Source organism: Mycobacterium scrofulaceum (assembly GCF_001667885.1).
GTDB classification, from domain to species: Bacteria; Actinomycetota; Actinomycetes; order Mycobacteriales; family Mycobacteriaceae; genus Mycobacterium; species Mycobacterium scrofulaceum_C.
The window spans coordinates 76,716-98,339 of sequence record NZ_LZJW01000042.1 but is presented as its reverse complement, the minus strand read 5'-3'; the positions used below and the strand labels follow the sequence as shown (position 1 = coordinate 98,339).

26 protein-coding genes are annotated in these 21,624 nt (G+C 67.8%); 15 read left to right on the top strand and 11 right to left on the bottom strand.

The window, feature by feature from the left end; all coding sequences use genetic code 11:
• Positions 1-50: 50 nt before the first annotated feature.
• The gene (locus tag A5681_RS05375; RefSeq protein WP_067270174.1) at positions 51-749 is read right to left on the bottom strand and encodes a GAF and ANTAR domain-containing protein; all 699 of its coding nucleotides are present in this window, start codon (positions 747-749) and stop codon (positions 51-53) included.
• Between the two features lie 146 nt (positions 750-895).
• On the opposite strand from A5681_RS05375, the gene A5681_RS05370 reads away from it, so the two are divergent.
• A complete protein-coding gene (locus A5681_RS05370) occupies positions 896-1,792 on the top strand; it encodes a manganese catalase family protein (protein WP_067270172.1) in 897 nt (298 codons plus the stop codon).
• Positions 1,793-1,849: 57 nt separating this feature from the next.
• Here A5681_RS05370 and A5681_RS05365 read toward each other — a convergent pair whose 3' ends face one another.
• Positions 1,850-2,428, bottom strand: a complete 579-nt coding sequence (locus A5681_RS05365) for a hemerythrin domain-containing protein (protein ID WP_067270169.1) — start codon at positions 2,426-2,428, stop codon at positions 1,850-1,852.
• Between the two features lie 152 nt (positions 2,429-2,580).
• Between A5681_RS05365 and A5681_RS05360 the strand changes: the two genes are divergently transcribed.
• On the top strand, positions 2,581-3,498 hold the full coding sequence (locus tag A5681_RS05360) for a cation diffusion facilitator family transporter (RefSeq protein ID WP_067270168.1): 918 nt from the start codon (positions 2,581-2,583) through the stop codon (positions 3,496-3,498).
• On the opposite strand, the gene A5681_RS05355 is transcribed toward A5681_RS05360, so the two are convergent.
• Positions 3,495-4,592, bottom strand: a complete 1,098-nt coding sequence (locus A5681_RS05355) for a F420-dependent hydroxymycolic acid dehydrogenase (protein ID WP_067270167.1) — start codon at positions 4,590-4,592, stop codon at positions 3,495-3,497. The genes A5681_RS05360 and A5681_RS05355 overlap by 4 nt on opposite strands.
• Before the next feature lie 66 nt (positions 4,593-4,658).
• On the opposite strand from A5681_RS05355, the gene A5681_RS05350 reads away from it, so the two are divergent.
• Both A5681_RS05350 and A5681_RS05345 read left to right on the top strand, forming a co-directional pair.
• The gene (locus A5681_RS05350) at positions 4,659-5,264 is read left to right on the top strand and encodes a GNAT family N-acetyltransferase (protein ID WP_067270166.1); all 606 of its coding nucleotides are present in this window, start codon (positions 4,659-4,661) and stop codon (positions 5,262-5,264) included.
• 37 nt (positions 5,265-5,301) lie between these two features.
• Entirely contained in the window at positions 5,302-5,694 is a 393-nt protein-coding gene (locus A5681_RS05345) for a hypothetical protein (protein ID WP_067270165.1), read from the top strand.
• Positions 5,695-5,743: 49 nt separating this feature from the next.
• Here A5681_RS05345 and A5681_RS05340 read toward each other — a convergent pair whose 3' ends face one another.
• Complete coding sequence (locus A5681_RS05340; protein WP_197498511.1) at positions 5,744-6,391, bottom strand: TetR family transcriptional regulator; 648 nt, start codon at positions 6,389-6,391, stop codon at positions 5,744-5,746.
• A 97-nt stretch (positions 6,392-6,488) separates the two neighbouring features.
• Here A5681_RS05340 and A5681_RS05335 point away from each other — a divergent pair, with 97 nt between their 5' ends.
• Genes A5681_RS05335 through A5681_RS05320 form a run of 4 tightly spaced genes read left to right on the top strand, consistent with a single transcriptional unit; the run spans position 6,489 to position 10,339 of the window.
• Positions 6,489-7,586, top strand: a complete 1,098-nt coding sequence (locus A5681_RS05335; RefSeq protein ID WP_067270161.1) for a ferredoxin reductase — start codon at positions 6,489-6,491, stop codon at positions 7,584-7,586.
• A gap of 29 nt (positions 7,587-7,615) precedes the next feature.
• Complete coding sequence (locus tag A5681_RS05330; protein WP_067270159.1) at positions 7,616-8,722, top strand: fatty acid desaturase family protein; 1,107 nt, start codon at positions 7,616-7,618, stop codon at positions 8,720-8,722.
• A gap of 49 nt (positions 8,723-8,771) precedes the next feature.
• Entirely contained in the window at positions 8,772-9,296 is a 525-nt protein-coding gene (locus A5681_RS05325; protein ID WP_197498510.1) for an SRPBCC family protein, read from the top strand.
• Positions 9,296-10,339 carry an LLM class flavin-dependent oxidoreductase gene (locus tag A5681_RS05320; RefSeq protein ID WP_067270157.1) on the top strand — a complete coding sequence of 348 codons (1,044 nt, stop codon included), beginning with the start codon at positions 9,296-9,298 and terminating at the stop codon, positions 10,337-10,339. The genes A5681_RS05325 and A5681_RS05320 overlap by 1 nt, the downstream gene beginning before the upstream one ends.
• A gap of 74 nt (positions 10,340-10,413) precedes the next feature.
• Here the strand turns inward: A5681_RS05320 and A5681_RS05315 are convergent, their stop codons facing one another.
• The gene (locus A5681_RS05315; protein ID WP_067270155.1) at positions 10,414-11,517 is read right to left on the bottom strand and encodes a DUF1214 domain-containing protein; all 1,104 of its coding nucleotides are present in this window, start codon (positions 11,515-11,517) and stop codon (positions 10,414-10,416) included.
• Complete coding sequence (locus tag A5681_RS05310) at positions 11,514-12,089, bottom strand: TetR/AcrR family transcriptional regulator (RefSeq protein WP_067270153.1); 576 nt, start codon at positions 12,087-12,089, stop codon at positions 11,514-11,516. Before A5681_RS05310 ends, A5681_RS05315 begins: the two co-directional genes overlap by 4 nt.
• Positions 12,090-12,117: 28 nt before the next feature.
• On the opposite strand from A5681_RS05310, the gene A5681_RS05305 reads away from it, so the two are divergent.
• Entirely contained in the window at positions 12,118-13,353 is a 1,236-nt protein-coding gene (locus tag A5681_RS05305) for a sulfotransferase family protein (protein ID WP_067270150.1), read from the top strand.
• Positions 13,354-13,382: 29 nt separating this feature from the next.
• Positions 13,383-14,273 (top strand): alpha/beta fold hydrolase, encoded by an 891-nt coding sequence (locus A5681_RS05300; protein WP_067270148.1) that lies wholly within the window; start codon positions 13,383-13,385, stop codon positions 14,271-14,273.
• A gap of 12 nt (positions 14,274-14,285) precedes the next feature.
• Here A5681_RS05300 and A5681_RS05295 read toward each other — a convergent pair whose 3' ends face one another.
• The 3 genes from A5681_RS05295 to A5681_RS05285 are packed head-to-tail and all read right to left on the bottom strand — an operon-like array spanning position 14,286 to position 16,192.
• Positions 14,286-15,329 carry a zinc-binding dehydrogenase gene (locus tag A5681_RS05295; protein WP_067270147.1) on the bottom strand — a complete coding sequence of 348 codons (1,044 nt, stop codon included), beginning with the start codon at positions 15,327-15,329 and terminating at the stop codon, positions 14,286-14,288.
• 2 nt (positions 15,330-15,331) lie between these two features.
• Entirely contained in the window at positions 15,332-15,544 is a 213-nt protein-coding gene (locus tag A5681_RS05290) for a TOBE domain-containing protein (RefSeq protein ID WP_067270145.1), read from the bottom strand.
• Positions 15,545-15,583: 39 nt separating this feature from the next.
• Positions 15,584-16,192: a TetR/AcrR family transcriptional regulator gene (locus tag A5681_RS05285; protein ID WP_067270143.1), complete on the bottom strand. Its 609-nt coding sequence runs from the start codon at positions 16,190-16,192 to the stop codon at positions 15,584-15,586.
• A gap of 129 nt (positions 16,193-16,321) precedes the next feature.
• Here A5681_RS05285 and A5681_RS05280 point away from each other — a divergent pair, with 129 nt between their 5' ends.
• Positions 16,322-17,647: a cytochrome P450 gene (locus A5681_RS05280; protein ID WP_067270141.1), complete on the top strand. Its 1,326-nt coding sequence runs from the start codon at positions 16,322-16,324 to the stop codon at positions 17,645-17,647.
• An 11-nt stretch (positions 17,648-17,658) separates the two neighbouring features.
• On the opposite strand, the gene msrA is transcribed toward A5681_RS05280, so the two are convergent.
• On the bottom strand, positions 17,659-18,171 hold the full coding sequence (gene msrA, locus A5681_RS05275; protein ID WP_067270139.1) for a peptide-methionine (S)-S-oxide reductase MsrA: 513 nt from the start codon (positions 18,169-18,171) through the stop codon (positions 17,659-17,661).
• Between the two features lie 90 nt (positions 18,172-18,261).
• On the opposite strand from msrA, the gene A5681_RS05270 reads away from it, so the two are divergent.
• From A5681_RS05270 to A5681_RS05260, 3 genes are read left to right on the top strand one after another with little or no spacing between them, the layout of a single operon-like run.
• Positions 18,262-18,768, top strand: coding sequence for a nuclear transport factor 2 family protein (locus A5681_RS05270; protein ID WP_067270137.1), 507 nt, complete (start codon positions 18,262-18,264; stop codon positions 18,766-18,768).
• A complete protein-coding gene (locus A5681_RS05265) occupies positions 18,765-19,790 on the top strand; it encodes an NAD-dependent epimerase/dehydratase family protein (RefSeq protein WP_067270135.1) in 1,026 nt (341 codons plus the stop codon). The genes A5681_RS05270 and A5681_RS05265 overlap by 4 nt, the downstream gene beginning before the upstream one ends.
• Before the next feature lie 59 nt (positions 19,791-19,849).
• On the top strand, positions 19,850-20,230 hold the full coding sequence (locus tag A5681_RS05260) for a DUF427 domain-containing protein (protein ID WP_067270133.1): 381 nt from the start codon (positions 19,850-19,852) through the stop codon (positions 20,228-20,230).
• Here A5681_RS05260 and A5681_RS05255 read toward each other — a convergent pair.
• Entirely contained in the window at positions 20,227-20,625 is a 399-nt protein-coding gene (locus A5681_RS05255; RefSeq protein ID WP_067270131.1) for a nuclear transport factor 2 family protein, read from the bottom strand. The genes A5681_RS05260 and A5681_RS05255 overlap by 4 nt on opposite strands.
• A 51-nt stretch (positions 20,626-20,676) precedes the next feature.
• On the opposite strand from A5681_RS05255, the gene A5681_RS05250 reads away from it, so the two are divergent.
• A complete protein-coding gene (locus A5681_RS05250) occupies positions 20,677-21,588 on the top strand; it encodes a DNA-3-methyladenine glycosylase family protein (RefSeq protein WP_067270129.1) in 912 nt (303 codons plus the stop codon).
• The last annotated feature ends 36 nt before the right edge of the window (positions 21,589-21,624 follow it).

Sequence of the window (21,624 nt, the reverse complement as noted above, 5' to 3'; positions counted from 1 at the left end):
GCCGGCCTCGTCGATGGAGCCACCCCATCGTAGATGGCCTCGACCCAGCGTCAGTCTTCGCGGCGAGTATCGATGACGCGCTGCGCGATGTCGATGAGCTTCACCTGGCTCTCTTGGGAGAGCTGGCGGAGCAGGTCGAACGCGCGCAGTTCGTCTACGTTGTAGCGCTCCATGATGATGCCCTTGGCCTGCCCGATGCGGTCGCGCGTCGACAGGGCCGATTGCATCTGCTGGCCGTGGCGTCCGGCCATGATTGCCGAAGCGGCGTGCGCGGCGAAGACGGTGCCGATGGTTTCGGCCTCGGTGTCCCACACGTCGGCCTTGAAGCTGAACAGGTTCAGCGCCCCCGCCGTGCGCTCGGCCGTATACAGCTTGAACGAAAGGCTGCTTAGCACGCCGCGTTGCACGGCCGCGGGCGCGTACTGGGGCCAGCGTGGCTCCTCGCGGAGGTCGTCGGTGCGCACGATCGTCTGTTTCAGGGCGGCGTCGTGGCAGGGCCCCTCATTGAATTCGTGTTGCAGCTTGTCGAGCTCCGCAGCCAGGCCGTCGGTGTCGGCGACGGATTCGAAGTCTCCGCCCCCTTTGATCAGCAGCACCCCGGCGACGTCTGCCGCCGGAATGAGCTCCACCGCGGCGGCGCTCACGTCGGCGAGCACCTGTCCGAGCGAGCGCGGAGCCGCGATGTCGCGAGAAAGCTCGGCCATCCGTCTCGCCAGCTCGTGCCGGGAGCTCGGGTCCGATAGGTCCATAAGCGGGATTGTCCATGATGCACCCCCGGCGCGTCACACGGGCACCCTCGGTGACGGTTTAGGAGTTGCTGCCGCGGCCGTTTGGTGACACAGGCCGCGGGTACCCGGCGACACCATAACCTTCTCGACAAGCCAAGGGAGACCCAGTGTTCGTTCACAACAAAGATCTTCAATTCGAGGTCCGCGTCGACCGGCCGGACCCACGGTTCGCGACGTTGCTGATGGACCAATTCGGCGGAGCGAACGGGGAACTCACCGCCGCGTTGCAGTACTTCACCCAGGCTTTCGTGCTGCGACAGAAAAACCCGAAAATGTACGACCTTTTCATGGACATCGCCACCGAGGAGCTCAGTCATCTCGAGATGGTCGGCTCGATGATCACGATGCTGCTCGACGGTCTCAACGACAACCTGAAGATCGCCCACGAGAAGTGCGACTGGATGCCGGCGGTGGCCAGCGGCGACGGGCGCGACAGCATCATTCACTCGGTGTCGATCAACCCGCTGTTCCTGGTGCTCAGCGGTGGTGGCCCGGACGTCAAGGACTCCGGCGGGAACAACTGGACCGGCGCCTTCATCGACGCCAACGGTGACCCGACCGTCGACCTGCGCAACAACATCGCGGCCGAGTCGCGCGCCAAGATCGTGTACGAGTACCTCAAGCAGTACACCGACGACCCCGGCGTGCAGGACACCCTCAACTTTCTGATGACGCGCGAGGTGGCGCATTACCAACAGTTCACCGCGGCGCTGAACGAGCTTCCGGTGAACTTCCCGCCGGGGCAGCTGCCGGGTGACCCGCGCTTCCAGAACGTCGCGTTCAACATGTCCAACGGCAACGGCGAATCGATCCGCGGCCCGTGGAACCAGGGTCAGGGGCCGTGGCCCGAGGGCGTCGAGTGGGAGTACGTCGAAAAGCCCGAACAGCAGTGGCTGGGGGGCAGCACGCGCCAGAACCAGGGCGCACAGCAGAACCCCCAGGGTTCGCCCGCGATCAAGGCCGAAAAGCCCTTCACGCACGAACAGCACACGCCCACAAGCTGATTCAAGGACAAGAAGGCCGGGCGCTGGCGATCCAGCGCCCGGCCGTCGAGTCTTTCGCTACTTGACCTGAGGATCCGGCGGGTTGTCCTCCGCGCGCCCGGTGAGCGCATCGCGGACATGGTCGACGACCGCCGCGCCCATTCCCATGGTCTTCAGCACCGTCGGGTTCGGCGGCGTACCCGGGTGGGGACGGGTCGGGGCGATCTTCTTTGCCTGCTCCAGCTTTTCGCCGATCTTCTCCAGATCTTCACGGCTGATCGCAAGCTCGACCTGCGGCCACACCACGTCCTGCTCGTAGGCGATGTGTTCGCGGCCCGCCTTGACGAACTCCTGCAGCGCTTCGTGATAGTCGGGCTCGCCGGGCTTGCCGTCCTCGAGGCGCTGCAACAGCTTCTTGCCGGCCTGCTCCTGCTCGAGCGCCTTGTCGACGATTCCGTCGCCGATCGCATCGCGCACCGCCGGCCAAAAGAATTGCTCCTCAATGGCTTCGTGCTGTGACTCCGCGATGATGAGATTGTTCACGACGGTCTCCAGGCCGCTCGCCTCGGCGCCCGAGCCCGACGGCGCCCCGTCGAGCGTCTCGAACAGACCGAGCACGCTTTTATGGTCCTGGCGAAGAAAAGTGATTGCGTCCATGCCTTGCCTTCCAGTTGGGCTTATGACTCGAAGTGGCCTGCGGATACCCGGGGCGACGGCCTTGAAACGGGCCGGCCCGCGCTGAGCTTCGAGTGTGGCTGTGGCAAAACATCGATCGTTTCGCCCCGTCCCGCCGGGGGTAGCTCTACGCGATGGCGGGCGACGGCACGACCAAGTCTGTTGTGGTGGCGTTCGCCGCCAACGCGGGGATCGCGGCGGCCAAATTCGTCGGCTTCCTGGTGACCGGGAGTTCGGCGATGCTCGCGGAATCGCTTCATTCGCTTGCCGATACGATCAACGAATCGCTGCTGTTGGTCGGCAAACATGCGGCGCTCAGGCGCCCGGATGCCCTGCATCAGTTCGGTTATGGGCGAAGCCGGTATTTCTATTCCTTCGTTGTGGCACTCCTGGTGTTCGTGCTGGGCGCTGTCGCCGCCCTGTACGAGGGGTTCCGCAAGCTCTCGCATCCCGAGCCGTTGACCGCGCCCGCCGTCGCCATCGCGATCCTGGTCGTCGCCGCGGTCTTGGAAGGCTTCAGCCTGCGCACGGTGCGGCGGGAGTCCAAGCGGCTGAAGGGTTCCGAGAACTGGTGGCAGTTCGTTCGCAATTCCCGTGCACCCGAGCCGCCCGTCGTGCTGCTGGAAGACAGCGCCGCGCTGCTCGGTCTGGGCATGGCGTTTGCGGGCGTCACGCTGACCGCCGTGACGAGAAACCCGTTGTGGGACGCCGTCAGCACGCTCGGCATCGGCACCCTGTTGGCCGTCATCGCCGTGGTTTTGATCATAGAGACGCACAGTCTGTTGATCGGCGAGGGCGCCACGGCGAGCCAATGCAAGATGATTCGGTGTGCCCTGCAACAAGCGCAGCACGTCGATTCCGTGCTGGACCTGCGCACCCAGTACCTCGCCCCCGATCAGATGGTGGTGGCCGCCAAGGTCGTGTTCGGGCCGAAGGAGGAATTCGCCGCCGCGGCCGATGTGATCCGAAACGCCGAGGCGCGCGTCCGGGAGACGGTGCCCGCGGTGCGCGTCGTCTACATTCAGCCCGAGGTCGAGCCCACGTCGAGCTAATGCACCTTCGGCAACACGTTGGTGCGGTAGAACTCGATGGCCGTCAGCGGATTGCCCTGCGGGAAATGCAAAAACGGGACGGCGCCCGCGTCGAGGATCGTTTGCACGGCCTTGATGTGCGGTGCCGGGTCGGTTCCGACCGTCCAGTTGGCCAGCACCTTGTCGATGGGGTTGGCCTGCGCGGCGCGCTGGATTTCGACCGGATTCGGCTGGTCGACGGCGCCGGCGGTGAACCGCCACAGGTCTGCGGCGGCGGTCGCCTCGGCGGTGTCGCCGACGACCGCGAACAGCTCGGCCCGCTTACCCAGGCCGCCCGGGTCGCGGCCGGCGGCCCGCGCGCCCGCACCGAACGCCGCCTGCAGCGTCGGACTCGTGACGTCGCGCGCCTGACCGATCCAACCGTCGCCGTATTGACCGGCGATGGTCGCGCTTTTGGGCCCGCTGGCCGCCACGAAGATCGGCGTTGGGGCGGCAGGTGTGTCGTAAAGCCTCAACGCGTTGGTCTGAAAGTAACGGCCGGCGAACGAGATTCGTGATCCGCTCCACAACTGGCGGATCAGGCTGATCGCCTCGACCAGCCGGTCGTGACGCTCGGTGTACTTGCCGAACGCGTTGGTGGTCGCCTGTTCGTTCAGCCGTTCCCCGGTCCCGACTCCCAAGAACACCCGTCCGGGATACAGGATCGCCAACGAGGCAAAGGCCTGCGCCACCACGGCCGGGTGGTAGCGGTAGGTGGGGCAGGTCACCCCGGTGCCGAACGAGATGCGGCTGGTGGCGTTGCCGACCAACGCCAGGGTGAGCCACGGGAACATCGAATGGCCCTCGTTGTCCTGCCACGGCTGGATATGGTCGCTGGCCCAGACGTGCTGGAACCCGGCCTGTTCGGCCGCCTTGGCCTGCGCCACGAGCTGGTCGGTGCGGAACTGTTCGTGCGAAAGCACCAGACCCACCGGCTTGGCCGCTGGCGGCGGTGGGGCGGCGGGCGCCGCGTGGTCGGTGCCCGCCCGCCCGCACCCGGCACCAAGCCCGGCGGTGCCGAGCAGGCCCGCACCGGCGGCCGCCCGCCCGAATACGCGCCGCGAAACGCCGGTCACCGAAATAACGTACCCACCGCGTTGGCGATGACACCCCGGATGTGTTCACCCGCTAACCTGACTCGGGTGACTCCCCAGGCGCGCCCGGCGCGGAAGGCCGATGTCCGCGAGTTGTCACGCACCCTGGCGCGTGCCTTCTACGACGACCCGGTGATGACCTGGCTACTGCCCGACGACAGGGCGCGCACCGCGAACCTGCACCGGGTCTTCGCCACGATGACCCGCCACCATCATCTGGGCTGCGGCGGTGTCGAGGTGGCCAGCGACGGTCCGGGCATCGGCGCGGCGGCCCTGTGGGATCCCCCCAACCGTTGGCGGGAGACGCGCCTGGGTGAACTGGCGATGACCCCGACCTTCTTGCGCGTGTTCGGCTTGCGCGCGACGAGGGCGCGCGGCGTGCAGGAACTGATGAAGCGCACACATCCCGAAGAGCCGCACTGGTATCTGGCCGCGATCGGGAGCGACCCGTCGGTCCGCGGCCGGGGCTTCGGCCAGGCCCTGATGCGGTCCCGGCTGGACCGCTGCGACGCCGAATACTGTCCGGCCTACCTCGAGTCGAGCAAGCCCGAAAATGTGCCGTACTACGAGCGTTTCGGTTTCACGGTGACCCGCGAGCTGGTGTTGCCCGACGGTGGCCCCACGATGTGGGCGATGTGGCGCTCGCCGCGGTAGCGTTTAGCCCCCCAATCCGGCGGGCAACCGTTTCCGCATGAGCGAAAACCCGCAAGCCGACGTTGATCCCGCGGACTTCCCGGAGGAAGGCGGGCCCGGTGACACCCTGAACGCAAGCGAAGGCACCGATTCCGACGAACTTCACAACGACGACGGTGACATCGTGGTCGACCCGCCCGAGGACTGGAGCGAGGCCAACCGCTTCGGCATGACGGCCCGGGAAGAGCGGGAGGGCGAATCCCTGGATGCCCGGCTCGCCGAGGAGGTGCCCGACGTCTCACCCGACATGCCGGGCGTGGGCGTGCCCGCCGACGGTCCGCCCGGACGCGCTCATCGGGGCCAGATCGACGGAGCGCCCGAAGACGGTGAGTCGCTGTACGAGGTGGTCGACGAGACCGTGGAGCCGGACTTCACCCAGACGACGGAGTGATGCGGCCAGTGTTCGACTGTTCACTGCGCGTGCGGCGGTCGGGCGTCCGCTAGGGGGTGCTCTTCCAGCCGGCGATCCCGATCGCGATCATCCGCAGCTGCTTGACGGCGATCCGCCGGATGTCTTCCAGCGCTTCGGCGCTCTGCGCGTCCTCGATCGCCTCCGCGATGACGATCATCGCGTTGACGAACAAGGTCGCCAGCACGTTGAGATCCTCGGTGGTCCACTCGTGTAGCCGCGGGAAGCGCGCCAGGTCGGTGGCGAGCTCCGAGGTGATCAACCGAATTTCGGTGCGGATGGCATAGCGCAGCACGCTCAGTCCGCTGTTGCGTTCTCGCGCGATGAACCGCCAATGTTCGCGCCGCTGCGCGACGCTGGCGACCAGGATCTCCACCGACGACTCGATGACCCGGTTCGGGTCGAGCTTGCCGGCCCGCGCGTCGCGCAGGGTGTCGCGCAGGCTGCGGAACGATTCGTCGATCAGGACCAGCCCCAGGGCCTCCATCGACTCGAAGTGCCGGTAGAACGCCGCCGGCACGATCCCGACCTCGCGGGTCACCTCGCGCAGGCTCAGGCTGGAGAAGCTGCGGTCCTGCAGCAGCTTCAGGGCCGCGGCAATGATGGCGCGCCGGGTCGCCTCCTTGCGCTCCTCACGCGACCGGCTTTCGCGCACGCGCTCGCGACCAGAACCGCGCACCCGTGAGCTAGGAGTACGGCTGTTCACTATGTGAACCCTACCACAGAGCAGCAGTAAACCCTTGACTGACCGGGTGGTGGGGCAGCACGGTGTACATATGTTCACTCAAACCACTCCCAGTCGAGCCCTCGCCCGGACTCTTCGGAAGCGAGTGTTGGGTTCGGACCTCCTCGACCTGCTCACCGGCCCGCACGGTGTCGACCGCTACACCGAGCTGGTGGCGCCGACCTGGACGCTGGGCCAGGCCCGCGCGAAGGTGATCGACGTGCGCCGCACCACCGCGCGCAGCGTCACCCTCACCCTCGCGCCCAACGAGAGCTTCACGTCCGCCTGGACGGTCCAAGCCGGCCAGTACGTCAACCTCGCCGTCGAGATCGACGGCCGCCGGCACACCCGCTGCTATTCGCCGGCCAACGCCGAAGGGGCGGCCACCCTCGAGCTGACCATCGGCCGGCACGACGGCGGCCTGGTCTCCAACTATCTGTACGAGCACGCCCGCCGCGGCATGGTGGTCGAACTGGCGGGTGTCGGCGGCGACTTCATATTGCCCGCGCGGGGACCCCAGCGGCCGCGCCGCATCCTCTTCGTCTCCGGTGGAAGCGGCATCACTCCGGTCATGGCGATGCTGCGCACACTTCTGGCCGAGAAACATCCCGGCGAGATCGCGTTCATCCACTACGCCCGCACCCCGGCCGAGGCCTGCTACCGCGACGAGCTGTCGGCCCTGCCCGGCGTCCGCGTGCTGCACGGCTACACCCGGTCCGGCGGCGGCGATCTCGCCGGCCGGTTCGGCGCCGCGCACCTGGAAGCCGCCATGCCGTCACCCGACGCGGTCTTCGTTTGCGGCCCAACGCCTTTGGTCGAAGCGGTGCGTAATCACTGCGACAACGTCCACACCGAAAGCTTCGTGCCGCCGTCGTTCGAGGCACCCGCCAACCCGTCGGGCGGCCGCGTCACCTTCGCCGACAGCGGGATCGATGTCGTCGACGACGGACGCCCGCTGCTCGAACAAGCGGAATCGGCCGGCCTGTCACCCGAAAACGGCTGCCGCATGGGCATCTGCCACACCTGCACCCGGCGCAAGACCGCCGGAACGGTGCGCAACCTGATCACCGGCGCCGTCTCGACCCTGCCCGACGAAGACGTGCAGATCTGCGTGTCCGTCCCCGTCGGCGACGTCGACCTATCCCTCTGAGTCGCCAGAAGTTCCCGAGAGGAAAAGCCATGAGACAGAACAAAATTACCTTGACCCCCGAACAGGCCGACGCGTTCGGCCGCGAGCTGGACGCCATCAGGGAGCGCGTGATGGCCAGCCTGGGCGCCGAGGACGCCGACTACATTCGCCGCGTCATCAAGGCCCAACGCGCGCTGGAGGTCGGCGGCCGCGCGCTGCTCTTCCTGCCGCCCGCCTGGCTGCTGGGAACCACGATGCTCGGATTGTCAAAGATACTGGACAACATGGAGATCGGCCACAACATCATGCACGGTCAATACGACTGGATGCGTGATCCCACCATCTCCGGCCGGTCGTTCGAGTGGGACACCGCGTGCCCGGCGGATCAATGGCGGCATTCGCACAACTACATGCACCACACCCACACGAACATTGTGGGGATGGACCGCGACATCGGTTACGGCATCCTGCGGATGAGCGAAGATCAGCGCTGGGAGCCCTACTTCCTGGGCAACCCGCTCTACGCCTTCCTGTTGATGGTGCTGTTCCAGTACGGCGTCGCGCTGCACGAACTCGAGACCGAGCGGATCCGCTCCGGCGAGATCGAACTCGCGGACAAGCGCGAGGTGCTGCGCGCCATCTGGCGCAAGACGCGCCGGCAAACGCTGAAGGATTATGTGGCCTTCCCGCTGCTGGCCGGGCCCTTCGCCCCATTCGTCTTCGCGGGCAACCTGTCGGCCAACCTGATGCGCAACGTGTGGTCGTACATGATCATCTTCTGCGGCCACTTCCCGGACGGCACCCAGGAATTCACCGTCGAGGAGACCAAGGACGAATCCCGCGGCATGTGGTATTTCCGCCAGGTCCTCGGTTCGGCAAACCTGACCGGCGGCAAGCTCTTCCACCTGCTGTCGGGCAACCTGTCCCACCAGATCGAGCACCACCTGTTCCCGGACATGCCGGCGCGCCGTTACGCCGAGATCGCGCCCGAGGTGCAGGAGATCTGCGAGCGCTACGGCATCCCGTACAACCGCGGCCCGCTGCCGCGGCAGTTCGGGACCGTCGTCCGCAAGATCGTCCGGCTGACCTTCCCCGACTCCGTGCTGCGCAAGACCGCCGCCGGCCGCCAGGCCGATCCGGTGCCCGCGGCCGCCTGACGGCCGCCCCGTCCCCCACGCGCAAACCGGGCCTTGCGCGCGGGGGACAATGGGCTGCGTGGAATGGACCGGCGCGCGCTACGCGGACAAACCAACGGTCGAGGCATCGACATGGATTGATGCCGATCCGGCCCGGGTGTGGGGCCTGGTTTCCGACATCAAGCTGATGCCGACGCTGAGCAACGAGCTGCAAGCCGTGGAGTGGGCCGAGGGCGCCGACGCCCCGCGCGTGGGCGCCCGCTTCACCGGACACAACGAGCACGAAGCCTTCGGGCGATGGAGCACCACCTCCCAGATCGTCTCGTGCGACGAGCCGCGTGAATTCGCCTGGGCCGTAGGCGAACCCGACAATCCCGCGGCGATGTGGCGGTTCAGGCTGACCTCCCGCGACGGCGGCACGGCGCTGAGCTACTGGATGCAGATGGGACCGGGACGTTCGGGGCTGTCGGTGGCCATCGAGTCGATGCCCGACAAGGAGCAGAAAATCGTGTTCGTGCGGATGCGCGAATTCGAGGCCGCGATCGGCAAGACGCTCGCGGCCATCAAGAGGCTGGCCGAGCACGGGGTGCGCTGATGCGAACCGCGACGACGGTCGAGTTGTCCAGCGGCGCTGGTGAAACCGCGGCCTTCGTCGTCGAAGCGGAGAAGCTGGGCCTCGACGTGTGCTGGGTCGCCGAGGCCTGGGGCTCCGACGCGCCCTCGGCGTTGGGCTACCTCGCGGCGCGAACCGAGCGGGTGCTCCTGGGCTCGGGTGTCCTGCAGGTCGGCGTTCGCACGCCGGTCATGGTCGCCCAGACCGCCATCACACTGTCCAACCTGTCGGGCGGGCGTTTCCTCCTCGGGCTGGGCGCGTCCGGCCCCCAGGTGATCGAGGGCCTGCATGGCGTCTCGTTCAGCCGGCCGCTGGCGCGCATCTCCGAAACCGTCGACATCGTGCGGCAGGTCTTCGCCGGAGGCAAAGTGTCTTACTCCGGCAACCAATTTCACATTCCGCTCCCCGGCGGCGAGGGAGTGCCGATGCGGCTGTCGGCGCGGGCCGAACACCCCATCCCGATCTACCTGGCCGCCCTGTCACCGGCGATGCTGCGGTTGACCGGTCGGACCGCCGACGGGTGGCTGGGGACCAGCTTCGTGCCGGAGGGCGCCGGCGACGCGTACTTCTCGCACCTGGACGAAGGCTTGGCCGCCGCCGGCCGCACGCGCGCCGACCTCGACATCTGCCAGGGCGCCGAAGTCGCCTTCGCCGGCGACGAGGAGGAATTGCGCGGCATGGTCGCGGGCCGCAAGAAGGAACTCGCTTTCAGCCTGGGCGGCATGGGCTCGTCCAGCACGAACTACTACAACCAGGCCTACAGCCGGCAAGGCTGGGCCGACATCGCCGCAGAGGTCCGCGAGCGCTGGCAGCGCGGCGACCGTGACGCCGCGGCCGCACTGATCACCGACGAGATGGTGTTGGCCACCACGCTGATCGGCACCGAGGAGATGGTCCGCGCCCGGCTTACCGTGTGGCGGGACGCCGGGGTGAACACCGTGCGGCTGTATCCCGCCGGTGACACGGTGGAGGCGAAGCTTCGCACGCTCGGCCGGGCCATCGAGCTGGTTGGGGAGGTCGGCTGAACCTCGACTGTGGGGGCTATGGATGGATTCGCCGGCGATTTCGTACCTAGGCCACACGCTCGGCGGTCCGGGCGTTAGCGAACTGTCGTGGGCGCGTCGGTCGCCTTGACGAGTCGCACCTCCGGACGCCCCGGCACACCGTCGGCCAGGAACCACCGGAACGCGAGGTTGCCGCGCGGATAGTCGAGCGTGGTCAGCGAATTCGGGTGGGCCGTCATTCCGCGGGACAGCACCACCGTCACCGTGCCGTCGCTGTTGGGCGCGGCGCTGTGGCCGTTGATCGAGCAGCGGGCGTCGGCCGCGCCGAACGTGGACATGAACTGGTTCCACACCACCAGATTCCAGAACCTGCATGCCGGAGGGCGGTGCGTGATGACCAGCGCTTCGTCCTCGTCGAGCACGAAACTGCCGTAGGAATAGCAGGCGTCGCGCGCCGACCAGCCGAAGTTGGCGTCGGGCACCTGGTATGGGTCGGCGAATTCGTTTGCGGCGTGCGCGGTTTCGTGCCCGAGCGCGTGCTCGTCCTCGGCCCGCGTCCCGACGGCCAGCGGCACGATGGCGAACATGGTGCGCAGCCAGGTCGAGACCGCCCGCAACCGCGCGGCCGTCTCGGCATCCCCGTGCCGGATCGGGTCGGGTTCGTCGAGCGCCTCGACCCGCCAGGTGACGGGCCGGCCGGTCAGCGGGTCGGCCTGGTAATCGCGGGTCATCAACACGGCGGCGCCGGGCGTGGGGCCGAGCTCGAACGTGAAGTTGCCGTCACCGTCGATGTCCAGGTCGCTGTCCCGGACGATTGCGACCACCCGATCCGACCACGCGCCCGGCGACGGTTCGTTGTAGGCGGTCACCGAAAAGTACGCGCTGTCACCCTTGTTGCCGCTGATGCGGTAGCGCCGCCACGGGTCGACCGGGCAGATGTAGTAGTAGGCGTCGGTGTTGTCGCCGCCCCAGCGCCGGTCCCGGCGGAACGGTGTGTTCACGGCGACGAACTGGGGCCGGCCGGGTTCGGTGAAGAGGTAGGTGTCGAAGGCGACGCCGAGCGTGCTGGCGAGCATGCGGTAACCGTCGGCGACGTGCCGGTCGTCGGTCACCGCGCGGTCACCCTCCAGGAAGGAACGGTCAAGGGTCCCCAGGGTGCCGAGTAGCTCCTGCCACGCGGCCGTCGTCTCGTGCGTCATGCGCGGATTCCCTTCAGGAGCAACGTGGTTGTGCGATCGATCCACCCGTCGTCGAGTTCGGTGACGCGGGTGAGCAGGCCCATCAGCGTGATGCCGGCGATGGCGTCGGTGAGTTCGGTGGCGCTCACGTCGGGCCGGACCTCGCCACGGCGCGCCGCGCGTTCCAGCAGTTCGGCGAGCCCGCCGCCGATGACGCCGGCGAACCGCTCCAGCAGGGCCGAATGCAGCGTCGGGTCCGCGGCCAGCTCGCCCACCAGCCCGGGCAGCGCGGCCCGGGCGGCCGGAGTCGTCAGGAAAGTCATTGAGCGACGGACCATTTCGCGCAGGTCTTCGGGCAGTGACCCGGTGTCGGGCAATTCGGTGGCGGCGCCGATGGGAAACACCGCCTCGTGGACCAGGTGCGCTTTGCTCGGCCAGCGGCGGTAGATCGCGGGCTTGCTGGTGCCGGCGCGTTCGGCGATCGCGGAGACCAGCAGCCCGGTGTAGCCGGTCTCGGCGAGCAGTTCCACGGTCGCGTTGAGCACCGCGCCGTCGATGCGTGGGTCACGGGGCCGGCCAAAATCCACTACCATTACGAAACCGAGAGTAACATAAGTCGCCGTGACCGACGCCGTTCGCCTCGATGACCTCGCCCAGCCCCGCTTCAGCCCCGAGGCCCAGCAAATCCTCGACATGATGGCCTCGCTGGCGCGCGACTGCCCCCTGGATGCCGACGCGCTGCATGCCCGGGCCTCGGCCGACACCGGCCTGGACGATTTCGGCCCGCCCGACTACCGGGAGCGGCTCGACGTCTACCTCGCCGCGCTGCGTGACATCGACGGCCGCCACGACGCGGGCACCGTCAACTTCTACGGGCAACTGCTGCAACTGCTCAAGAACCGGCTGCTCTTGACCGACCTGGTGCGGCGGCACCCCGAGATCGACGACATCGAGCTGCAACCACCGGTGGTGATCGCCGGGCTGCCGCGCACCGGCACCACCCACCTGCACAACCTGCTGGCGGCCCCGCCCACGTTCCGCACCATGCCGTACTGGGAAAGCGTCGAACCGTTCCCGCTGCCGGCAGAGGCCGGGATCGACCCGGATCCGCGGCGGGCGCGGATGGACGTCGCCGTCGGCGTGATCAACACCGTGATGCCCTATTTCCCGCTGATGCACGAAATGACCACCGAGCACGTCCACGAAGAGATCCAGCTGCTGGCCAACGACTTCTCGACGATGCTGTTCGAGACGCTGGCCCACGTGCCGCGCTGGCGCGACTACTACCAGGCCCACGACCAGACGCCGCACTACGAATACCTCGCCCGGCAACTCAAGGCCATGCAGTTCCTGCGCGGTGGCCGGCGCTGGCTGCTCAAGTCGCCCCAGCACCTCGAGCAGGTGCCGGTGCTGAACCGCGTCTTCCCCGGCAGCATCGTCGTTTTCACCCACCGCGACCCGGTGCCGGTGGCGCTGTCGATGATCGCGATGATCACCTACTCGGCACGCATGCACCGCTCGCCGGTCCCGGTGGAGGAGATCGCGGCATCGTGGATCGACCGCCTGGACGACATGCTGACCGCGCTCGTCCGCGATCGCGACACCATCGGGCCGGAACGCTCGATCGACGTGCGGTTCGACGACTTCATGGCCGACGAAACCGGCGTCGCCAACCGGGTGTACGCGTTGGCCGGCGAGCCGTTCGGCGATGAAGCCGGTACGGCGATCGACGAATACCTGGCGGGCCATCGGCGCGGCCGGCTGGGGAACGTCGTGACGTCCTGCGCAATGTTCGGGCTGGACGAGGCCGATCTGCGCAGCCGCTTCGCGCCATATGTCGAGCGGTTTCTGGCCTAACCCGCGGCGGGCGGCTACCTTCTGGATGCATGGTCACTATGCCCGCGCTGGACGGTGTCGAACACAGGTATGTCGAGCTCGGAAGCGGTGTGACGATCCACGTCGCGGACGCGGGCCCGGCCGAAGGACCGGCGGTCATGCTGGTGCACGGTTTCCCCCAGAACTGGTGGGAGTGGCACAACCTGATCGGGCCGCTGGCCGCCGACGGCTATCGCGTGCTGTGCCCCGACCTGCGCGGCGCGGGCTGGAGCTCGGCGCCACGCTCGAGTTACACCAAGACCGAGATGGCCGACGATCTGGCGGCCGTCCTGGATCGGCTTGGCGTGGCGACGGTCAAGCTCGTCGCCCACGACTGGGGTGGACCGGCCGCGTTCATCATGATGCTGCGCCACCCGGAAAAGGTGACCGGTTTCTTCGGCATCAACACGGTGGCGCCCTGGGTGAAGCGCGATCTGGGTGCGGTGCGCAACATTTGGCGGCTCTGGTATCAGATCCCGATCTCGTTGCCCGTCGTCGGCCCGCGGATGATCCGCAATCTCAACTCGAGGACGAGCCGCCTGCTGGGGTCGTGGGTGGGTGGCGGCTTCGCGCTGCCCGAGGACGATCTGCGCGTGTACGCCGAATGCATGCTTCAGCCCGGCCATGCCGAAGCCGGCTCGCGCTGGTACCGCAGCTTCCAGACCGGGGAAATGCTGCGCTGGATGCGCGGCGAGTACGGCGACGCGCGGGTCGAGGTGCCGGTCCGCTGGCTGACCGGCACCCAAGACCCGGTGATCACTCCCGACCTCACCGACGGGTACGCCGACCACATCAGCGATTTCAAAGTGGAGCTGGTCGACGGCGCCGGCCACTGGATCATCGACCAGCGCCCGGAGCTGGTGCTCGACCGGGTGCGGACCTTCCTGCGCGGCGAGGGTTAAGCGCCGGCGCGCTTAGGGCCGCACCAGGATCCGGATGGGATTGCCGTCCTGGTGCTCGAGCATCTCGATGCCCTCGGTGAGGTCCTCCAGGGCGACGATGGCGCTGATCGACTTTGAAAGGTCAAGGCGCCCAGCCGAAACCAACTTCGCCAGCGTTTCGATGTCGACGTTTTGATAGCCCAAGTGCCCCAGCACCTGCTTGTGGGTCAACCCGAACAGCGAGGTGGGGCCGACGGTCGGAGCCTCCGCGCTCATCCCGACGCCCACCAGCCGGCCGCCGGGCGTGAGGCAGTCGAGCCCTTGCTCGAACGTCGCCTTCAGCCCGACGGCGTCGAAGGCCACATCGAGAAGCCGCCCGCCGGTGACTTCCGCGATGCCGTCCCTGAGTCCGTCGTCACGGGAGTCGAACGCGTAGTCCGCACCGAGGCTCAACGCCCGTTCCCGCACCGCGGGATTGATGTCGACGGCGACGATCGGCGCGGCGCCGACCAGCCGCGCGAGCTGGACGATGTGGGTGCCGACCCCACCCACGCCCCACACGCCGACCGACTCACCGACCGCGACTTTTCCCGTCCGGACGACGGCCCCGAACGGCGTCGACACCGCGTCGGCCAGGATCGCGGCCTGCTCCAGGGGAACGTTGTCGGGCACCCGGGTCAGGCCCGTCGCCTGCGCCACGGTGTATTCGGCCCACGCCCCGTCGTAGGCGAACGCCATCAATTGAATCCGCAGGCAATTGACCACATCGCCGCGGCGGCAGTTCGCGCACCGTTGGCACGGCCGGCCGGCGGGAACGACCACGCGGTCACCCTCGTCCCAGCCGGTCACCTCCGGGCCGAGTTTCGCGATGGTGCCCGACGCCTCGTGGCCCTGGGTCACGACGGGTTGCTGCGCCGGGAAGGTGCCGTTGATCAGGCTCAGGTCCGAATGGCAGATGCCGCAGAAGGCGACCTTGACGAGGACTTCGCCGGGGCCCGGCTCGGGAATCGGAACGTCTTCGAGTGCAACGGTTTTGGTGTCCGCGTAGAAGCGCTCGGCGCGCATCGTCGACGCCATGGCTAGTCGACCCCGATGGTGACTTCCGTGGACTTGATGAAGACGGTCGCCGGCTGCCCGGCCTTGAGCCCGAGATCGAGCGCGGCGTCCTTGGTGACCGAGGACGTGACGATCTGCTCACCGCCGTCGAGCTTGACCCTCACGATCGCCATCACGCTGCCGAGGTCGACCTCGGTGATGGTCCCGGTGAGTTGGTTCCGGGTCGATAGCCGCATCGCAAGGTCCTTTGTTCGGTTGGATGTCTGCGATCGACCCTAGTGTCGCGGGCCGAGCAGAGCTATGGAGGCGTCGACGGCCGGTTCTACGATGCCCCGCACCGGTTTTCCGTCCTCGACCGCGAGGGCGGTCAGTTCTCGCAGCCCGCCGAGCAGGATGACCGCCAACGGGGCGGTCAGCGGCGGCAGCGCGGCCCGCCGGAAGCCGGGGCTGGCGCTGAGGTCGATCAGCAGGCTGGACAGCAGCTGCAGCCCACGACGCTGCACCGGGCGGGCCGCGGCGCCGAGCGAGGGAAGCTCCCGAATCCAGCTGAGCGTGATGGCCGGCCGCGACTCGATGTAGCTGACGTACGCCTCGACCGCCTGGCCTATCTGCTCATGCCAGTCGGCCTCCGGATCGACGGCCGCCGCAATGCACTCGCCGAGCCTTTCAATATCGGACCCCAGCAGCTCCAGGAAACACTCTTCCTTGCTTGCGAACTGGTCATAGAAGGTGCGCTTGGACGTGCGGGCGTGACGGACAACGTCGGCCACGGTGCTGGCGCGGTAGCCGCGCTCGGCGATGGAGGCGGCGAGGCCGTCGAGCAACCTCAGCCGGAACGGATCTCCAACGACCGCTTCGTCAGTCGTTGTCGCCGCTGAAGTCACGGCCGGCCCCTTCCGTCAGGCACGCCCCTCTTGTCAGAGGTTGGTACTACAGAGTACCGTAACGGCAAAGGTCTTGGTACACCGCGGTACCACCCCGGATTTCCGGGGAGAATAGGGGAGCAGCCCGCCATGAGTGAACTCGTCACCGCCCCCGCGGCCTCCGCCGCCGTCAGGCTGCCCCCGGCGGCCCGGCTGCCAAAGATGTTGCAGGGTTTGGGTTTTGCGGTGTCGCGTCGCGGGATGATTCAGCGGCTCGCCGGCCGCTACGGCGATGTTTTCACGCTGAACCTGCCGATGTACGGCGAGGTCGTGGTGGTCGCCGACCCGCAGCTGGCCAAGCAGATCTTCACCACCAGCCCCGACGAGCTCGGCAACATCCAGCCCAACTTGAGCCGGCTCTTCGGCTCGGGGTCCGTGTTCGCGCTCGACGGCGAAGACCACCGCCGGCGCCGCCGGTTGTTGGCGCCGCCCTTCCACGGCAAGAGCATGAAGAAGTACGAATCGATCATCGAAGAAGAGACCCTGCGGGAGACCGCAGGCTGGCGCGAGGGTGAGGCGTTTCCGACGCTACCGTCGATGATGCACATCACGCTCAACGCCATCCTGCGCGCCGTCTTCGGAGCAGAAGGCGCCGAGCTCGACGAGCTGCGCCGCCTCATCCCGCCGTGGGTCACGCTGGGCTCGCGGATGGCGACCATGCCCAAACCGCGGCGCAACTACGGGCGCTTCACCCCGTGGGGGCGCCTGGACGAGTGGCGCCGCCGGTATGACGCCGTCATCGACAGGCTGATCGAAGCCGAGCGCGCCGACCCGAACTTCGACGAGCGCAGCGACGTGCTCGCGCTGATGTTGCGCAGCACCTACGACGACGGTTCGGTGATGTCGCGCAAGGACATCGGCGACGAGCTGCTCACGCTGCTGGCTGCCGGTCACGAAACGACGGCCTCCACGCTGGGCTGGGCGTTCGAGCGACTGACGCGCCACCCGGACGTGCTGGCCGCCCTGGCCGAAGAGGCCGACGGCGACGGACAGGAATGGCGCCAGGCCACCATCCTGGAAGTCCAGCGGGCGCGGACGGTGATCGATTTCGCCGCCCGGCGCGTCTACCCTCCGCGCTACCAGCTCGGGGAGTGGGTCATCCCCCGCGGCATGTCAATCCTGGTGAGCATCGCGCAGATCCACGAAAACCCCGACGTCTTCCCGAATCCGGAGCGCTTCGATCCGCAACGCTACATCGGGACCAAGCCGTCGGCCTTCGCGTGGATCCCGTTCGGCGGTGGCACCCGGCGCTGCGTGGGGGCGGCGTTCGCCAACATGGAGATGGACGTCGTGCTGCGAACGGTATTGCGCCACTTCACCATCGAGACCACGACGGCGCCCGGGGAGCGGTGGCACGGCCGCGGCGTTGCCTACACGCCCAAAGACGGCGGCCGGATCGTGGTGCACCGGCGCTGAGCCGGGCCCGCCTACTGGCCGGCGGTGGCCCGCCGCGGCAGTTTCCAGCCCGGGCGGATGTAGTGGCAGGTGTACCCGTTCGGGTAGTGCTGCAGGTAATCCTGGTGCTCGGGCTCGGCCTCCCAGAAATCCCCGGCCGGGCTGACCTCGGTCACGACCTTGCCGGGCCACAACCCCGACGCGTCGACATCGGCGATGGTGTCCAGCGCGATGCGCTTCTGCTCCTCGTCGAGGTAGAAGATGGCCGACCGGTAGCTGGGTCCACGGTCGTTGCCCTGCCGGTCCTTCGTTGTCGGATCGTGGATCTGGAAGAAGAACTCGAGCATGGTGCGGTAGTCGGTGACCGCCGGGTCGTAGACGATCTCGATGGCCTCGGCGTGGGTGCCGTGGTTGCGGTAGGTCGCATTGGGGACGTCACCGCCGGTGTAACCGACCCGCGTCGAAACCACACCCGGCTGTTTGCGGATGAGCTCTTGCATGCCCCAGAAACAGCCGCCGGCGAGTATCGCTTTTTCGGTTGCCATTGCTCGTCCTCCTAGCCCGCCACGATGCCGCCCAGGCTACACTCCGCCGATGAGCCGCAACGTCGCGACGATTTTCCGAAGTGCCGCAGCATGACGACTCCTACGTTCTCCCGCAGCGAACTGTCCGCCGCCTTCGAGAAGTTCGAGCAGACGGTGGCCCGGGCCGCCGAGACGCACGACTGGGACGCCTGGGTCGAGCAGTACACACCCGACGTCGAGTACGTCGAGCACGCGGCCGGCACCATGCACGGCCGCGACGAGGTACGCCAGTGGATCAAGCGGACGATGACGACGTACCCCGGCAGCCACATGGTGGCGTTCCCCTCGCTGTGGTCCGTCATCGACGAGCCGACCGGCCGGATCATCTGCGAACTGGACAACCCCATGCGCGATCCGGGCGACGGGAGCGTCATCAGCGCGACCAACATCTCCATCGTCACGTACGCGGGGGACGGGTTGTGGCGCCGCCAGGAAGACATCTATAACCCGTTGCGCTTCCTGCGGGCCGGGCTGAAGTGGTGCCGCAAGGCCCAGGCGCTGGGCACGCTCGACGAGGACGCGGCTAGGTGGATGCAGGAGAACGGGGGAGCCCAGTGACCACCAAGCCCAAGCTCGTCATCGGCGCCAACGGCTTTCTGGGTTCGCACGTCACCCGCCAGCTCGTGGCCGACGGATTGCCGGTTCGGGCGATGGTGCGCCCGAACGCCAACACCCGTTCCATCGACGACCTCGAGCTGACCCGGTTCCACGGGGACGTGTTCGACGACGCGACGTTGCGGGAGGCGATGGACGGCGTGGACGACGTCTACTACTGCGTCGTCGACACCCGCGCATGGCTGCGCGACCCGACGCCGCTGTTCCGCACCAACGTCGACGGCCTGCGCAACGTTCTCGACGTCGCCGTCAACCAACCTGACCTACGCAGGTTCATCTTCACGAGCACCTATACGACGGTCGGCCGGCGACATGGGCACGTGGCGACCGAGGACGACGTGATCCGGTCCCGCCGGCTGACTCCCTACGTCCAGTCGCGGTTGGACGCCGAGAATCTGGTGCTGCGGTACGTGGCCGAGGCCGGCTTGCCCGCCATCGCGATGTGCGTGTCGACGACCTACGGCAACGGCGACTGGGGCGGCACTCCGCACGGCGCCTTCATCGCCGGTGCGGTGTTCGGCAAGCTGCCCTTCCTGATGAACGGCATTCAGCTGGAAGTCGTCGGCGTCGACGACGCCGCGCGGGCGATGATCCTGGCGGCCGAGCGCGGGCGCATCGGTGAGCGATACCTGGTGTCCGAACGGATGATCGCGCTGAACGACGTGGTCCGCATCGCGGCCGACGAGGCCGGGGTGCCGCCGCCGCAACGGTCGATCTCCGTCCCCATGCTCTACGCCCTGGCGGCGGCCGGCACGCTCAAGGCGCGGCTCACCCGGAAGGACGCCGAGCTCAGTTTGGCCTCCGTGCGGATGATGCGCGCCGAAGCCCCCGTGGACAGCAGCAAGGCGAAGCGGGAATTGGGCTGGCAGCCGCGCCCGGTCGAGGAATCGATCCGCGAGGCGGCGCGGTTCTGGGCCGCCATGCGCAACCCCCGGAAGACCAGCCCGGCCGCCCAACCCGACTGATCGGGAAGCCTCGGGCGCCGGCTCGCGTTGCACAACTCATCGGCGTCTAGGAGGAGACCATGAGCCACCCCGAAATCAAAGAGCCCAGCGCTGGCCACCCGATCACCATCGAGACCACGAAGGGGCGGGTGCAGGTGCGCGTCAACGGCGAGCTGGTGGCCGACACGACGGCCGCCCTGGAATTGCGCGAAGCCAGTTTGCCTGCGGTGCAATATATTCCGATGAGCGACGTGGTTCAGGACCGGCTGACCCGCACGGACACCAGCACCTACTGCCCGTTCAAGGGTGAGGCCAGCTACTACAGCGTGACGAGCTCGGCCGGTGACACCGTCGAGGACGTCATCTGGACGTATGAGCAGCCCTATCCGGCGGTCGCGGCGATCGCCGGGCATGTGGCTTTCTACCCGAACAAGGCCGAAATCAGCGTGTCGGCGTCCTAATAAGTCCACCCGGGCAGCGCGGCCTCGTGTGCCCGGGTGTCGCTGTACAGGCGCATCGAGACGATCAGCCCGTCGCGGGTGTCGAAGATGCAGACGAACGGGCTGTCGTATTCGACGCCGCCGGTGGTGGTGCCGCTGGCCTGCGCCTCGACGACCACGGTCTCTCCCTCGTTGACGCAGCGCACCAGGTCGATGGTCAGCTCGAGTTGTTGTTTGCGTCGCTCGATCGCCCGCCGGAACGTCTCCTTGTCGCACGAGGAGCGGGTGAGCAGCGTCCAGTAGGTGAAGTCGTCGCTGAGCAGGGTGAAGCCCTCGTCGAGGTCGCCACCGTCGCTCGTACTCTGTAGGAACATCCAAGCCAGTTCGCCCTGTGGGTCATCGAACGGCGTCATCACATCGCAATATTGACTTGGCACATCGTTAACGGTCAATCGGAGAGTCGGTCGGTGGAGAGCGCGCGCACTGTCACGTTCCCGGGGCCGGTCAGCTTCGGCCACACGCTGGCGCCGCTTCGCCGGGGGCCGCGCGACCCGTGTTTTCAGTCGTCCGGGGACGGCGCGATCTGGCGAACCAGCCTGCTGCCCACCGGACCCGTCACCGCACGGATCAGCCGGGCCGCCGCCAACGCGGCCTACTGCGTCGCTTGGGGAGGCGGGGCGCCGGAGTTCGTGGAGGGGCTGCCCGCGCTGCTCGGCCTCGAGGACGACGCCTCGGATTTCACGCCGCACGACCCGACGGTCGCCGCCGCGCACCGCCGGGTCCCACACCTGCGCCTGGGCCGCACCGGGCGGGTGCTCGAGGCGTTGATTCCCGCGATCATCGAGCAGCGGGTGCCCGGTGCCGACGCGTTTCGGTCATGGCGCCTGCTGGTGTCCAAGTACGGGTCACCCGCCCCGGGACCGGCGCCGGCCAGGATGCGGGTGCCGCCCTCGGCCGAGGCGTGGCGATACATCCCGTCCTGGGAGTTCCATCGCGCCAACGTCGACCCGGGACGAGCGCGAACGGTGGTGACGTGCGCGCAGCGGGCCGCTTCCCTCGAGAGGCTGGCGTCCCGTCCTGCCGCGCAGGCCCGCGAGGCGTTGATGTCGTTGCCGGGCGTGGGCGAATGGACCGCCGCCGAGACGGCGCAACGAGCGTTCGGTGACGCCGACGCGCTCTCGGTGGGCGACTATCACATCCCCAAGATGATCGGCTGGACGCTGATCGGCCGTCCGGTCGACGACGCCGGCATGCTCGAACTGCTCGAGCCCATGCGGCCGCACCGCCACCGGGTGGTCCGGTTGCTCGAGGCCAGCGGTCTCGCGTATGAACCGCGGCGCGGCGCCCGGCTCCCCGTGCAGCACATCAGCGATCTCTAAACGTGGTCATCACCTCGTCGGCCCCGGGTTTTCAGC

Bases quoted from the DNA above. Each gene is read 5' to 3' on its own strand.
- A5681_RS05375 (WP_067270174.1), bottom strand. From the start codon at position 749: ATGGACCTATCGGACCCGAGCTCCCGGCACGAGCTGGCGAGACGGATG.
- A5681_RS05365 (WP_067270169.1), bottom strand. From the start codon at position 2,428: ATGGACGCAATCACTTTTCTTCGCCAGGACCATAAAAGCGTGCTCGGT.
- A5681_RS05360 (WP_067270168.1), top strand. From the start codon at position 2,581: ATGGCGGGCGACGGCACGACCAAGTCTGTTGTGGTGGCGTTCGCCGCC.
- A5681_RS05345 (WP_067270165.1), top strand. From the start codon at position 5,302: ATGAGCGAAAACCCGCAAGCCGACGTTGATCCCGCGGACTTCCCGGAG.
- A5681_RS05335 (WP_067270161.1), top strand. From the start codon at position 6,489: ATGTTCACTCAAACCACTCCCAGTCGAGCCCTCGCCCGGACTCTTCGG.
- A5681_RS05330 (WP_067270159.1), top strand. From the start codon at position 7,616: ATGAGACAGAACAAAATTACCTTGACCCCCGAACAGGCCGACGCGTTC.
- A5681_RS05325 (WP_197498510.1), top strand. From the start codon at position 8,772: ATGGGCTGCGTGGAATGGACCGGCGCGCGCTACGCGGACAAACCAACG.
- A5681_RS05320 (WP_067270157.1), top strand. From the start codon at position 9,296: ATGCGAACCGCGACGACGGTCGAGTTGTCCAGCGGCGCTGGTGAAACC.
- A5681_RS05315 (WP_067270155.1), bottom strand. From the start codon at position 11,517: ATGACGCACGAGACGACGGCCGCGTGGCAGGAGCTACTCGGCACCCTG.
- A5681_RS05310 (WP_067270153.1), bottom strand. From the start codon at position 12,089: ATGGTAGTGGATTTTGGCCGGCCCCGTGACCCACGCATCGACGGCGCG.
- A5681_RS05300 (WP_067270148.1), top strand. From the start codon at position 13,383: ATGGTCACTATGCCCGCGCTGGACGGTGTCGAACACAGGTATGTCGAG.
- A5681_RS05295 (WP_067270147.1), bottom strand. From the start codon at position 15,329: ATGGCGTCGACGATGCGCGCCGAGCGCTTCTACGCGGACACCAAAACC.
- A5681_RS05290 (WP_067270145.1), bottom strand. From the start codon at position 15,544: ATGCGGCTATCGACCCGGAACCAACTCACCGGGACCATCACCGAGGTC.
- A5681_RS05280 (WP_067270141.1), top strand. From the start codon at position 16,322: ATGAGTGAACTCGTCACCGCCCCCGCGGCCTCCGCCGCCGTCAGGCTG.
- msrA (WP_067270139.1), bottom strand. From the start codon at position 18,171: ATGGCAACCGAAAAAGCGATACTCGCCGGCGGCTGTTTCTGGGGCATG.
- A5681_RS05270 (WP_067270137.1), top strand. From the start codon at position 18,262: ATGACGACTCCTACGTTCTCCCGCAGCGAACTGTCCGCCGCCTTCGAG.
- A5681_RS05260 (WP_067270133.1), top strand. From the start codon at position 19,850: ATGAGCCACCCCGAAATCAAAGAGCCCAGCGCTGGCCACCCGATCACC.